At 44.1% G+C, this 12,436-nt stretch carries 14 protein-coding genes; 5 read left to right on the top strand and 9 right to left on the bottom strand.

The genetic code is table 11. The features are described from left to right. Positions 1-472 precede the first annotated feature (472 nt). Both HNQ56_RS00835 and HNQ56_RS00830 read right to left on the bottom strand, forming a co-directional pair. Positions 473-1,576 carry a DNA adenine methylase gene (locus HNQ56_RS00835; RefSeq protein ID WP_429141811.1) on the bottom strand — a complete coding sequence of 368 codons (1,104 nt, stop codon included), beginning with the start codon at positions 1,574-1,576 and terminating at the stop codon, positions 473-475. Next, a complete protein-coding gene (locus tag HNQ56_RS00830; protein WP_429141809.1) occupies positions 1,566-2,663 on the bottom strand; it encodes a hypothetical protein in 1,098 nt (365 codons plus the stop codon). The genes HNQ56_RS00835 and HNQ56_RS00830 overlap by 11 nt, the downstream gene beginning before the upstream one ends. A 267-nt stretch (positions 2,664-2,930) precedes the next feature. Between HNQ56_RS00830 and HNQ56_RS00825 the strand changes: the two genes are divergently transcribed. Next, positions 2,931-3,455, top strand: coding sequence for a QueT transporter family protein (locus HNQ56_RS00825; RefSeq protein ID WP_429142987.1), 525 nt, complete (start codon positions 2,931-2,933; stop codon positions 3,453-3,455). A 274-nt stretch (positions 3,456-3,729) separates the two neighbouring features. Beyond that, positions 3,730-4,167, top strand: coding sequence for a hypothetical protein (locus HNQ56_RS00820; protein WP_429141808.1), 438 nt, complete (start codon positions 3,730-3,732; stop codon positions 4,165-4,167). A gap of 114 nt (positions 4,168-4,281) precedes the next feature. On the opposite strand, the gene asnS is transcribed toward HNQ56_RS00820, so the two are convergent. The 7 genes from asnS to HNQ56_RS00785 all read right to left on the bottom strand — a co-directional run bounded on the left by asnS (position 4,282) and on the right by HNQ56_RS00785 (position 10,617). Then, on the bottom strand, positions 4,282-5,673 hold the full coding sequence (asnS, locus tag HNQ56_RS00815; protein WP_429141807.1) for an asparagine--tRNA ligase: 1,392 nt from the start codon (positions 5,671-5,673) through the stop codon (positions 4,282-4,284). Between the two features lie 110 nt (positions 5,674-5,783). Beyond that, positions 5,784-6,503: a PHP domain-containing protein gene (locus tag HNQ56_RS00810; RefSeq protein WP_429142985.1), complete on the bottom strand. Its 720-nt coding sequence runs from the start codon at positions 6,501-6,503 to the stop codon at positions 5,784-5,786. Next, positions 6,496-6,831, bottom strand: a complete 336-nt coding sequence (locus HNQ56_RS00805; RefSeq protein WP_429141805.1) for a DRTGG domain-containing protein — start codon at positions 6,829-6,831, stop codon at positions 6,496-6,498. Before HNQ56_RS00805 ends, HNQ56_RS00810 begins: the two co-directional genes overlap by 8 nt. A gap of 201 nt (positions 6,832-7,032) precedes the next feature. Next, positions 7,033-8,316, bottom strand: a complete 1,284-nt coding sequence (locus HNQ56_RS00800) for a [Fe-Fe] hydrogenase large subunit C-terminal domain-containing protein (protein WP_429141803.1) — start codon at positions 8,314-8,316, stop codon at positions 7,033-7,035. Between the two features lie 149 nt (positions 8,317-8,465). Beyond that, positions 8,466-8,888, bottom strand: coding sequence for an ATP-binding protein (locus HNQ56_RS00795; protein ID WP_429141802.1), 423 nt, complete (start codon positions 8,886-8,888; stop codon positions 8,466-8,468). Next, entirely contained in the window at positions 8,885-9,238 is a 354-nt protein-coding gene (locus HNQ56_RS00790) for a DRTGG domain-containing protein (RefSeq protein ID WP_429141800.1), read from the bottom strand. Before HNQ56_RS00790 ends, HNQ56_RS00795 begins: the two co-directional genes overlap by 4 nt. 62 nt (positions 9,239-9,300) lie before the next feature. Continuing rightward, positions 9,301-10,617: a sensor domain-containing diguanylate cyclase gene (locus HNQ56_RS00785; protein ID WP_429141798.1), complete on the bottom strand. Its 1,317-nt coding sequence runs from the start codon at positions 10,615-10,617 to the stop codon at positions 9,301-9,303. A 287-nt stretch (positions 10,618-10,904) separates the two neighbouring features. Between HNQ56_RS00785 and HNQ56_RS00780 the strand changes: the two genes are divergently transcribed. The 3 genes from HNQ56_RS00780 to HNQ56_RS00770 all read left to right on the top strand — a co-directional run bounded on the left by HNQ56_RS00780 (position 10,905) and on the right by HNQ56_RS00770 (position 12,428). Next, positions 10,905-11,399, top strand: a complete 495-nt coding sequence (locus HNQ56_RS00780) for an NADH-quinone oxidoreductase subunit NuoE family protein (RefSeq protein WP_429141796.1) — start codon at positions 10,905-10,907, stop codon at positions 11,397-11,399. Positions 11,400-11,403: 4 nt separating this feature from the next. Beyond that, positions 11,404-11,961: an ATP-binding protein gene (locus HNQ56_RS00775; protein WP_429141795.1), complete on the top strand. Its 558-nt coding sequence runs from the start codon at positions 11,404-11,406 to the stop codon at positions 11,959-11,961. Positions 11,962-12,056: 95 nt separating this feature from the next. After that, a complete protein-coding gene (locus tag HNQ56_RS00770; protein ID WP_429141793.1) occupies positions 12,057-12,428 on the top strand; it encodes a (2Fe-2S) ferredoxin domain-containing protein in 372 nt (123 codons plus the stop codon). Positions 12,429-12,436: the final 8 nt, after the last annotated feature.

The following is a 12,436-nucleotide window of genomic DNA, read 5'->3' as shown; positions in this document are numbered from 1 at the left end:
AACTATTCCATACTTATATCAGCATACTTCCTACATCTAAAATGCACTTTAGAATTATTAATATAGCAGTATATCTTCTCCTACTGTCACTTTAGTACCTTAACAATTCCGTACCCCTACTCCTTTTTGGTATATCATAGTTTTTTCATTAGACAATAATAAGTACAAATCATGCTGATTTTTCCGTCCTACTATAAAATGGTACAAGAGTGTGGTTGTTTCAAAATGCAATTCTGTCCTTATAAATGTTTTAACCCATAAAAAAAGTACCTATACCAACGTATAGATACCTATAATCCCTATGTATTCAATTCTCATTACGCTACATTACACCTTTATACGCATACCAACATCCTTTTATAACTCCAAAACATTTTGTGGTTACCCCAAATGAGAATGTTGAGAATTTGAGAATTCTATATTTTATATTTTTTACTGCCCTTATATTATCATAAATAGTCTGCTTTGTCTATTAATAATTAAGCCACAGAACCTCCGTTCTTTTCTTTGCCCCTACTCCAACCGTTGTAACAGTTTCATACTCTATACTTCTCCAACCGGTACTGTTATTTAAATAATTGTCATACAGATGTGTCCTATCCCTATAATTGCTTAACAAAATCTTGCATTCTGCATATTGTATCTTTTTCAAAAATTCCTCATGCTCCGTATAGGTCCAATAGTTTTTATACACTGCTCCCGGATTATAATCCTCTTTCAGCTTGATATAAGTATCAACATCCTCTTCTGATAAATAAGTTGGGTCACAGTACAGCATGACTCTTTTATCATTTAATACTGTATCCTCCCCATCATCGAAAAATTCCATCGCATCTTTTGCATAAATTTGTACCCCACTTAACCGGTCATTTGCCTCCAGTAACCTATCAACAGTATTATAATAAGCATTCTCACTCTTAAACCGATAAGCAGTAAAATATTTACCCATGGAATCCCTTGACATCTGGTAAACAATGAAAGTAGCTGCTGCATGATGTATCTTATCATACCCCCGTTTATTCAAAGCATCTGCCACTGTTACATCACTCAGGTTTTCATGGCTTTTGATCGATAAATATTTATTAACTAATGTAACTGCCTTTTTTCTTTCCTCCTGTGAGATACCTAATTTACGCAATGTCCTTTCCACATGAATATCATGGGGAGACTTATGGAATTCTCCCCATAAATCAAGGTTGTACCTGTCCTCAATCTGGCTAATATAATCAATCATCTGCCTTTTTATCTCGCCGACTGCATTATCCTCTATTTCATTCCGATACGCTACCGCCCATTCAAACCATTTCTTAGAGTACTCGGTTTCATATAAGAAATTCATAAGCTGTCTGGTGGCTGTTCTATCGGTCAAGGTTGTAAATAACGCCTGTATCCCTGTACTTAAATCATTCATAACTTCATAGCTATGCCTTGGCTTATTTAATAGAGTTCTGGCACCTCCACCAAACGGCTCAATATAAATATCGGTATTCTGATAGTCCAATAAATCCACTATTAGGCTATTCATTTTTGCCTTGCCACCATAATATGGTATAACAGAGAAGACCTTATTTTGCATGTTCCTTTTTCCCCTCTACTGCCTGCTCTTTCTTGTCATTATCAACACTGCTGTTATTAATGCTGTCGATTATCTCCTTTACCCTGTCGGAATCAGCATCTATCGCAATGTAATACTTTTGATCAGTATGCTTATATTTCCCTCTGCCACGGCTGGCAATCATAATCTCCTCCTGTATGAGTGAGTTTCTAAATGTAATCATGTTCTTATACCCACCAAACTCCTTGTCAAAATCTGCACTCGGTATGAGATATAATTGCTTTTGACCTTGTTTATCTTTATTAATAATTGTTACCTTAATATCTTTTTCTGCAATATAATCACAAATATATGACAGCTTAATCTCATCTACCAGGTCTGTTTGTTCCACAGGTATGTTAGAATAATTGTTTCTTATTATCCTTCTAATATCTGCTATTTCCTGCCTTCCAAGTTCTGTACCATAATCAATAAGTTCTATCAGCTTTTTATCCAAATCAGACAGGCTACTGCATATACAGCCATTATAATCAGACTTTTCCTTGCCAAACTTTATGTTATAAATTTCAATTCTGATTTCTTCCTTAAAAGTGTCTCTATCCTTCAGCCTTACTACTTTTAATTGCAAGTACCTATGATAAGATATCTTGCTTGTATTCATCGTCTTAAATTGTCTTGTAACCTTTTCCAATGCCTGTCCCAGTTCCTCTTCCTCCACATAGTGTATGCATCGGATATCAAAGCCTTCCGAATACTTTTCATCAATCTCCTCTACAATATCTATTTTGTGATTCCCATACACACCACTTTCTAAGTCCTGTAGCTTCTTTTTCCTTCTGTTATCTGCCTGTCTTGCATACTTTGAAAATATTTCTTCACGTGCCTTTTCTAATGTATCAAGAATACTATCCGCTGTTTCATTTTCCTGTTTCTCTACAATTTCTTTATAGTCATTTTGTTGCTCTATACCTGCAATTTCTGATGTATAAAAAGAATTTATTTCATCCTTCTTTTTCTCAAATCTCTGCAAATCCTCCTTGCTAAGTTCTTTTTCAAAAGTATGTACTTTTAAAAATACTATGTTTAAGCACTTTTCTGTTTCTTTCATTGGCAGCCTCCTTATGTTTTTCTTTTGTAATAATGCATCCTATTCTTATATTATAAATATCTGCCATATGTTAATCAACCAAAAATGCTTTTTTTATCTGTTTTTATCTCCTTTTCCCCAAACTTGAGTCAAAAGTTGAGTCAAAGCTTGACAACCTCCATTTTCATGATATACTAAAAAGGTCGCAAACGCCCTAAAAACAAGGTCTTTGGGCTATAAAAACCGTGTGTTCGAGACCTTCCACACGTAAAACAAAACTAAAGGAGAATAAGAATGAACAAAACAAAGATCCAATTCATCACGGAGGCTGCTATTATTGCGGCCATCTATACTGTACTGGTGCTGGTATTCCAGTTCAGTTCCTTCGGCCCCATCCAGTTCAGAATCGCAGAGGCTCTGACCATCCTTCCCTACTTCACTCCTGCTGCCATCCCCGGCGTAACCCTTGGCTGCTTTCTGAGTGCTGTATGGTCCGGTGCACATGTTCTGGATATGGTATTCGGTTCCCTGGCCACTTTGATCGGAGCCATTCTATCCTATCAATTAAGGCGTCATAAGTACCTGGTACCCATCCCTCCCATTGTGGCCAACGCATTGATCATCCCCTGGGTTCTTCGGTATACCATTGTTTCCAATGATTCTATCCCGTACATGATGCTTACCGTCGGACTCGGTGAGGTGTGTGCCGCCGGCTTCCTTGGCCTGATGCTGCTGTTCGCCCTGAACAGGGTAAAACATATCATATTTCCTGACCGGAATACGATTGTACCAAAGCTTAAGCCCCACAAATAAAGTCTTAGCAGTTACAAAAGGGCGCGTTGCAAACTAACATTTTCAGTCAGGATGCAGCGTGTCCTTTTTTTCTGCATAAAAACAGGACCTGCAAATAAATATCTGTGAAAGCTTTATACCGTAAGCTTGTACGATGGCGCAAGATTATGCTTTAGACGGAATAGCATTATGTACATGTTATCTTCCAACCTATACATTTAAAGTAGTATTCCATTGTAGTATAGTAAAAAAGTCATCTATTACAGAAAAACATCTAACGAATGGAGGAAATGATATGGAGAATTTTCATGCTGAATGGGCGGCTTGTCTGTTAGAAGGAATAGAAGATAATTGTTCTCCAGAAATAAAACATGCTTGTTTGGAGCGTTGTGCCGGTTTACATTACAGGGTAAATGATATGGATCAGTTGCTTGAGAAATACGTTGGAGATTTGGATCGCTTCATTGATTTCCTGCATAGAGAATATGGATGGATTGTTCGTGTTGATCGTGAGAATAAAAGATTATTGGTTGATGAGAATAAAGATTATTGCGTATGCCCCATAACAACGGCGCTCCAGGGCAAAGTATCTCCGGCACTTTGCGATTGCTCGGCACATTATGCCAGAAAAATGTTTTCAAAGGTTTTAGAGAGAGAAGTATTCGCAAAGGTACAGCGTTCTTTTTTAAGAGATGGCTTATCCTGTGTTTATGAAATCAGTATTGCTGAGTAATCGCTATAGTGATGGGCAGGCTGCATATTCTAACAGCCTGCCCTTTTTTATTCTATCGACTTTTTATTTTATAGCTTAACGATCTCTTTTTTAATCTTCAAAAAATCCCCTGCTCTACAGCTCGCAGTTATTCACTGTTCTGGGGAAGGGAACTACATCCCGGATATTCCCCATTCCTGTCAGATACATGACGCAGCGCTCAAAGCCCAGCCCAAAGCCCGCATGTCTGGCGGAACCGTATTTTCTCAGATCAAGATAGAAGTCATAGTCCTCTTTGTTCAGCTTCATCTCTTCCATTCTGCGAACCAGCTTGTCGTAATCATCCTCTCTCTGGCTTCCGCCGATGATCTCACCGATGCCGGGAACCAGCAGATCCATGGCCGCCACGGTCTTGTTGTCCTCGTTGAGCTTCATATAGAAGGCCTTGATATCCTTCGGATAATCCGTTACAAATACCGGCCTCTTGTATACCTGTTCCGTCAGATAGCGCTCATGCTCCGTCTGGAGGTCACAGCCCCAATATACCTTGTAATCAAAATTATCATTGTTCTTCTCCAGAATGGAGATCGCTTCCGTATAGGTAACATGCCCGAAATCAGAATTTATCACATGATGCAGCCGCTCTAACAAGCCCTGATCGATGAATTGGTTGAAGAACTGCATCTCCAGGGGCGCATGCTCCAGCACATAGCTTATTACATATTTGAGCATTCCCTCTGCCAGAGCCATATCATCCTTCAGATCCGCGAAGGCAATCTCCGGCTCGATCATCCAGAACTCGGCTGCATGACGGGTGGTGTTGGAATTCTCAGCACGGAAGGTGGGTCCAAAGGTGTAGATATTTTTGAACGCCATAGCATAGGTCTCACCGTTTAGCTGCCCGCTTACCGTAAGATTGGTTTCTTTTCCGAAGAAATCCTGTTCCGTGTCAATTGCTCCCTCGGCAGTTCTCGGCAGATTATCCAGATCAAGGGTGGTTACCCGGAACATCTCTCCGGCGCCCTCGCAGTCGCTTCCGGTGATAATCGGAGTATGAACATAGACAAAATCCCTGTCCTGAAAATACTGGTGAATCGCATAGGCGATTAAGGAACGCACACGGAACACCGCCTGAAAGGTGTTGGTTCTTGCACGCAGATGGGTCTGGGTTCTCAGATACTCCAAGGTATGCCTCTTCTTCTGGAGCGGGTAATCCGCTGTGGAAGCGCCCTCCAGAACAATCTCCTCCGCCTGGATTTCAAAAGGCTGCTTTGCCTCAGGTGTAGCTACCAGCTGACCCTTCACAATAATTGCAGATCCCACATTCAGCTTGGAGATCGCCGAAAAATTCTCCAGCTTATCATGATATACCACCTGCAAAGTGTCAAAATAGGTACCGTCATTCAATACAATAAAACCGAAGGTCTTGGAATCTCTGACGCTTCGGATCCATCCTCCCACGGATACCTGCTTTCCAATATATTGCTCCTTGTTCCGGAACAATTCTCTTACATCAACTAAATCCATACTCATAAACTCCTTTGTTTATAGTCATTTTATATCAATTCCATTATTCCTGTTTCATATGGCGGGCCTGGCGGCTCGTCTTGAATATTATAGCACATGATCGGAGGATTTCAATAGTTTCCGGCAATTGCCTTCAGTATATCCCGCCTGGACCGGCTTTCACACTCCAGGTAATTGACCGCCTCCTGAATCCTCCCCAGCTCATGGGCATCCGAATTCGTTATGATCCTGCATTGCTTCAGATAGGGATTCCTCCCGCTAAGCTCCTCATACCTGTCCGGATTGGCGAGCTCTGCCGCTTGAAAATCTGCCTCCGGCGCAATGAAACCCAGATTGGACAGCAGGCTGTTGGAGCTTTTGTCAATGTGGGCGGGAAGATATACGCCCCGGTACTCCTTCATCAGCGCACCCAGATCATCAAAGGAGATGTCCGTGGCATTAATCAGAAGAAAAGGCTCCGTGCCCGTGACCCGGTCTTCCTCGTCACAGATCTCCTGCTTGCCGAAGATACTCTCCTCATTGGGTATTTTCATCAATTTGGAATAGACATATTCATCAAAGCAGAGTGCGTCGGAAAGCGCTTCAAACAAGCACAGCGCATGAACCTCCTCCATGGTGGTTAGCTCCATCCCAGGTATGGCGGCAATGCCGTATTCCTCCGCCAGCTTTAAGACCGCCGGACAGTTCCGGCAGGAATTATGATCGGTAACCGCAATAATGTCCAGGCCCTTTAACGCCGACATACCCACAATATTACCGGGTGTCATATCCTCATCCCCGCAGGGAGACAAGCAGGAATGGATATGAAGATCATAGAACAGCTTATGCATGAAGCTTTTGGTAGACCAGCATGGCGACTTCAAAAATGGGCAGCTCCGCCTCCAGGACTGTGATGCCCTGCTGCTTCGCCTTGCTCTGCGCCGCCTCGTCCAGATGGCTTCCCTCTGCCAGGATAATACAAGCCGCGTCGGCCAGAGCAGCCACCGCCAGCGTATTGACATTTCCCATTACCGTGACCCAGGCCGAATCCGCAGGCATCCTGCTCATGGCAACACTCAGCAGGTCACAGCAATAGGGCACGGAAATCTCCCGTTCCGTATTATCTCCCTCGTTCACCAGTTTCAAGCTTCCATCCTGAATTAATTCTCTTACCCTCATTCTTCTACCTTCCCAGCTTTTTGTTTCTGCTGCTTTTATTCTGCTGTCTTTATTCTGTAATCTTTGTTCTGCTTCCTTTGTTCTGCTGCAATGTATTCTGCTGCAATGTATTCTGCTGTAATCTATTCTGCTGTAATCTATTCTATAGCAATTTCTTCTGCGATAATTTATGTACTATATCCTTCCTTCTGTAACCCTGAACTACTTTATCCGGTCCAGCTTCAGCATCTCTTCTGAAAGCTTATGGATATAATCCCTCAGGATATGGATGCAATCCTCTTCTTTCGCAACCCCTCTGACAATATCCTCTGCCAGAGCCTTACAGGTAGGTGCTCCGCAGGAGCCGCAATCCAGACCCGGGAACCTCCCGCACAGCTCTTCCACCCTGGTCATATTGGCAATGCTTTCCTTCATGTCCTTCCCCAGCTTGAATACCGGCTCATACTCCACTTCACCGGTCCAGAATTTATCCTCATGGGCACCGCTGATCAAGTGGGAACAGGCCACCGGGAGATACTTCCGCAGCCGTTTCAGCTTCACCTTGGCCAGATAGGGATTCTCCACGGTCAGCACGCCTCCCACACAGCCTCCCGCACAGGCATTCAGCTCAATGAATTCCAGCCGGTCAAACTTCTGATCCTCCAGATCCTCCAGAATCTTGATGACATTCTCGATCCCGTCCGCGGCCAGATAATTATCCGTAAGCAGGCTGGCGGCTTCCCCGCCGGTGCTGCCCCATCCAATTCCGATCCGCCCCGATATGCTAAGCTCTTCCACATCATCGATGCTCTGCTTCATTAAGGGCAGGAGAATCGGATACACCTCCTTAATGGCAAGAACACCGTCTATTTCACTGTGGTCAATGCCGATGGGCGCTTTTACCGCCGTCATCTTCGCCGGGCAGGGAGAGATAAAAATAATCCCGATCTTCTCCCTGGGAAGTCCGGTCTTTTCCATTGCTTTATCCTTTGCCATGGAAGCAGCCAGATCCACCGGTGCATTGATCGGTAACAGGTGTTCAATCAGATTGGGAAAACGAACTTGTATTAAACGTACAACAGAGGGACAGGCCGTACTGATTACCGGCCATTTCTCCTTATGCTCCGCCACATATTTTCTGCTCATCTCAGAGACAAGCTCCGCCGCTCCGCTTACCTCATACACATCATCAAAGCCCATTTTTTTCAGAGCAGTGAGGACGATATTAACATCCTCCAGGTAATTGAACTGCCCGTAAAGAGACGGTGCAGGCAGTGCCACCGTATATTCAAATTTCTTCATGATATCGGGAGAGTCATAGGTAGCTTCCTTTGCATGATGAGGGCAAATGCGGATGCATTCCCCGCAATCAATACAGAATTCCTTGGTGATCACCGCTTTCCCGTTTCTTACCCTGATGGCCTGCGTGGGACAGCGTTTAATGCAATTAATGCATCCCATACATAAGTCTTCCTTCAAGCGGACCGAAGTAAAAAATTTACCCATCGTTTCTTCCCCCCTTATACTTCCGTCAGACAAAATGCCGGCATTCATCACATATCATGTCGGTCTGAATATCGCTCCATTTCCATGAAGGCACATGCCTTCCTTCATTAAAACTCCCGCGGGCAGGAAATTTGCCCCTTTATTGAAAACTACATCTTCATCTTCATCACGACCGTAGTTCCAACTCCAACGATACTTTCAATCTTGAACTCATCGCTGTATTTTCTCATATTGGGCAATCCCATACCGGCTCCAAAGCCCAGCGAACGGATATTATCCGGTGCCGTGGAATAACCCGCCTGCATGGCAAGCTCAATATCTGTGATCCCCGGTCCCTGATCCTTTAAGGTCATCTCGATCTCCTCCGGGGATACGATCACATCGATAATGCCTCCGGTAGCATGGATCACCATATTGATTTCACCTTCATACATAGCAATCGCCACCTTGCGCACGATCTCCGGAGCCACTCCCATCTTCTTCAGACTGCTCTTCAGACTGCTGGAAGCCTCCCCTGCCCGTGTGAAATCACCCGCTGGAACCACGTAGGACATGTGTATTGTGTCACTCATTTATAATCCGGACCCCCTCGCAAGCCTTTTTCATACAGCATACCGCAAGCCGCAAACATACGGTGTTCCGTGGATAAAATGACAATCTCCTTTTCCCTTGCCATTTCAATCATTGCTTCATCCGGCATCTTGCCCCGGACAAATACAATGCAGACAATGTCCATCATCTCACAGGTACGGATCACCTGAAGATTGCAAAGCCCTGTCAGCAATACCGACTGATCCTTCATAAATGCCAGGACATCGCTCATCATGTCAGAGCCGCAGGCAGTGTGAACCTCCCTGTCCTTCCATTCCTCTCCGACAATATATTGCGCCTGCAGTATCGATCTGATATCCTCAATGTTCATATATAGTCCTCCGTTTATTTTATAAAAAAGCGTACGCAGCACCTTTTAACGCTTTCATCATTTTAAGGATTTACGTTTGCAGCTGTCCCGCAGAACACTTCAAAGGAGCTGGTCGGCAGCTTCTTAGCCATAACAAGTGCCGTATTGGCATTGGCAAGAACCGTCTGAAACTCCTGCCGGCCCCGCTGAAGGGTAATTCCAATGCTGGCGGTGAGACCGTTTTTGGTATATGCATAGGGATGCAGCGCTTCCAATGCCTTGCACAGCCGTTCTGCTTTATTATAAATCAGGGTATCCGCCGAAATGTTTTTGATAAATACCACAAACTCACTCTGGCCCGCCCGTCCGATAATATCTGTAGTACGAAACTGCCTTATTAATAGAGTCCCCACCGTCGTCAGAATATTCTCTCCCTGGATAGCCCTCTTGATTTCATTAAGATTCTTATAATTGCGGATATCGATCAGCATCAGCGCGGATAAGGTATCCGAGTCCTGTTTATGAAGAGCCTCCTGAATCATAACCTCCATGGCTTCCTTGGTGCAAACCCCGGTCAAGGTATCAATAGACGGCTGATACGGCTCCTCCTCCGAAGCCTTCTCCATTGTATTAATCAGTGCCAGCTTTCCTACTACCTTATGAGGGTTGCGGTTTTCTCCAAAAATAATGGAAGCATAGCAGATATACCAGCAGGACCTGCCATCCTTAGGAATCAGCCTCATTTCAAACCGGACCTGTTTTCTTCCCCCCATTACGCTGTTGAATATTCCCACTACCGCCGGAAGTTCATCCGGATGAATGATCTTTGTTTTCTCCAGCCTCTTGCGAAAGCCGGATATCACCGGATCCTTGCCGAATATCTCCCGGAAAATCTCCGAAAAGCTCAGGGTATCCGTAGCAATCTCATATTCAAAATATAATTCCTTGGACAATTCGGTAATTGCCCGGTTATACTCCACCGTCTGCTCCAGTTCTTTATACTGAAGCATGATGCTTGTAACATCAACTGTCATGCAGGCATATACAGGGACAGGCTTTGCCCCCACCGAATACGTTTCCTGTATTCGGTTTCCCGTAATCAGAATCCATTTAAAGCTGCCATCCTCCTGAAGACTGCGAAAATGAAAGCTGATCATGCGGTCTTTTCTATTCTTCTGGGAGGCAATCTGCTGGGTCACAAAAATCACATCTCCGGAGTATACCATGCGAAGGAGCATCTGAGGCCCCTTCCCTCCCTTTTCCACCATGTTCCTCACCAGGGAATAAAAGGTGTCAGAGGCAGATAGAATGGTCAGCATATCATCCATTGCTAATTTAACAATTCCCCCCGGTGCCGACATCAACAAATCGTTCATCCATAATTTATCTAATTCATCCATTTAGTACACCTTTCTTACATCTGCCAGAGTTCTCCCCGCTATTGGGGTAACTATAATTATAATACAATTTGTTGAAGTTTACAATCTATGAATACAAGCCTCTTAAAGTTGCCGTTCAGCCTGTTATGCCTCCATGATCCTGTCCCTGAGAAAGTCAGTCATCTTATACATATTTATTCCCACAATAATACATTTGGTTGTTAATTATTTTTGTAGATTTTTTAACACATTTATGATATAATGTCAATTGTTTGTGGCGACACAATTTATCTTAAGGAGGTTTAAAAATGGGATCGCAAATTAACACAGTACCATTTGCAGGAACAAAAGAGCAGGAAGCCCAACTCTTAAAGATCATCGCGGATCATAAGGAGCAGCAGGGCGCTCTGATGCCCATTCTGCAAAAGGCACAGGATATCTACGGTTATCTTCCCATCGAAGTACAGACCGTCATTTCCAACGAATTGAATGTTCCCCTGGAGAAAGTCTACGGCATCGTAACATTCTATTCTCAATTTTCACTGAATCCAAAGGGCAAGTTCAACATCTCCGTATGCCTTGGGACCGCCTGTTACGTTAAGGGAGCCGGAGATCTTTTCAATAAGCTCCAGGAGCTTCTCGGCGTAGAGGACGGAGGCTGCACAAAGGACGGTAAGTTTTCCCTGGAATCCTGCCGCTGCATCGGCGCCTGCGGACTTGCACCGGTCTTAACGGTCAACGAGGATGTATACGGCAAGCTGACCGTTGATGATCTGCAAGGTATTTTAGCAAAATACGAATAGTATTATGATGACAGAAATCTCTCTGAATGTATTGGATATCGCAAATAATTCAATCCGGGCCGGGGCGGACCTGATTGAAATAATAATACAGATACAAAGAGACCAGGATAAACTCATCATCACCATCGCCGACAACGGCTGCGGAATGACCGAAGACCAGATCCGGCAGGTGGAAGATCCCTTCTTCACAACCCGTACCACAAGAAAGGTGGGTCTGGGAGTGCCCTTTTTCAAGATGGCTGCCCAGTGCAGCGGAGGCTCCTTCCGGATAGAATCCGTTCCCGGAACGGGAACCAGAGTTGTGGCAGAATTCGGATTATCCCACATTGACCGTATGCCCCTTGGTGATATGAACAGTACAATACATACGTTAATTACCTTGAATACTCAGATCGATTTTCTCTACCGGTATCAGTTCCACGACAGGGAATTCACCCTGGACACCAGGGAATTCCGCCAGATTCTCGGCGGCGTGCCCTTCAATACCCCGGAGGTCTCTGATTATATCAAGGAATACCTGAAAGAAAACCAGTACGAAACGGACGGCGGTTATCCCGTGTAGGTTTTCTTAACTCCATTTTAAAAAATCTTACGCTTATATATTATCAGAACAGAAGCATGTTCCGATAATCATGTATTATCGAAGGAGGATAAACTATGAAATCTCTCGAAGAGCTGAAAGCAATCAGAGAAAAGATGCAGGGCCAGATCGGAATCCGCAGTGAATCCAGTGACCAGACCCGTGTTATTGTAGGAATGGCTACCTGCGGCATTGCCAGCGGCGCACGTCCGGTTCTTACCGCGCTTTCTGATGCAGTTCAATCCAGGGGGCTTACCAATGTGGCTGTCACACAGACAGGATGCATCGGATTATGCCAGTATGAGCCCATCGTAGAAGTACTGGAGCCCGGCAAGGATAAAGTCACCTATGTAAAAATGACTCCCGAAAAAGCACTTGATGTCGTAAACTCTCATTTAATCCACGGTGAGGTTGTCACTAAATATACGATTGCCGAAGTACTCGGCTAATCAGAAGG

Source organism: Anaerotaenia torta, assembly GCF_050433395.1.
Classification (GTDB): Bacteria; Bacillota; Clostridia; order Lachnospirales; family Lachnospiraceae; genus Mobilitalea; species Mobilitalea torta.
This window is presented reverse-complemented; position numbering and strand designations above follow the sequence as displayed.

Bases quoted from the DNA above. Each gene is read 5' to 3' on its own strand.
- HNQ56_RS00770 (WP_429141793.1), top strand. From the start codon at position 12,057: ATGAAATCTCTCGAAGAGCTGAAAGCAATCAGAGAAAAGATGCAGGGC.
- HNQ56_RS00795 (WP_429141802.1), bottom strand. From the start codon at position 8,888: ATGAGTGACACAATACACATGTCCTACGTGGTTCCAGCGGGTGATTTC.
- HNQ56_RS00775 (WP_429141795.1), top strand. From the start codon at position 11,404: ATGATGACAGAAATCTCTCTGAATGTATTGGATATCGCAAATAATTCA.
- HNQ56_RS00800 (WP_429141803.1), bottom strand. From the start codon at position 8,316: ATGGGTAAATTTTTTACTTCGGTCCGCTTGAAGGAAGACTTATGTATG.
- HNQ56_RS00805 (WP_429141805.1), bottom strand. From the start codon at position 6,831: ATGAGGGTAAGAGAATTAATTCAGGATGGAAGCTTGAAACTGGTGAAC.
- HNQ56_RS00835 (WP_429141811.1), bottom strand. From the start codon at position 1,576: ATGCAAAATAAGGTCTTCTCTGTTATACCATATTATGGTGGCAAGGCA.
- HNQ56_RS00820 (WP_429141808.1), top strand. From the start codon at position 3,730: ATGGAGAATTTTCATGCTGAATGGGCGGCTTGTCTGTTAGAAGGAATA.
- HNQ56_RS00810 (WP_429142985.1), bottom strand. From the start codon at position 6,503: ATGCATAAGCTGTTCTATGATCTTCATATCCATTCCTGCTTGTCTCCC.
- HNQ56_RS00790 (WP_429141800.1), bottom strand. From the start codon at position 9,238: ATGAACATTGAGGATATCAGATCGATACTGCAGGCGCAATATATTGTC.
- asnS (WP_429141807.1), bottom strand. From the start codon at position 5,673: ATGGATTTAGTTGATGTAAGAGAATTGTTCCGGAACAAGGAGCAATAT.
- HNQ56_RS00830 (WP_429141809.1), bottom strand. From the start codon at position 2,663: ATGAAAGAAACAGAAAAGTGCTTAAACATAGTATTTTTAAAAGTACAT.
- HNQ56_RS00780 (WP_429141796.1), top strand. From the start codon at position 10,905: ATGGGATCGCAAATTAACACAGTACCATTTGCAGGAACAAAAGAGCAG.
- HNQ56_RS00785 (WP_429141798.1), bottom strand. From the start codon at position 10,617: ATGGATGAATTAGATAAATTATGGATGAACGATTTGTTGATGTCGGCA.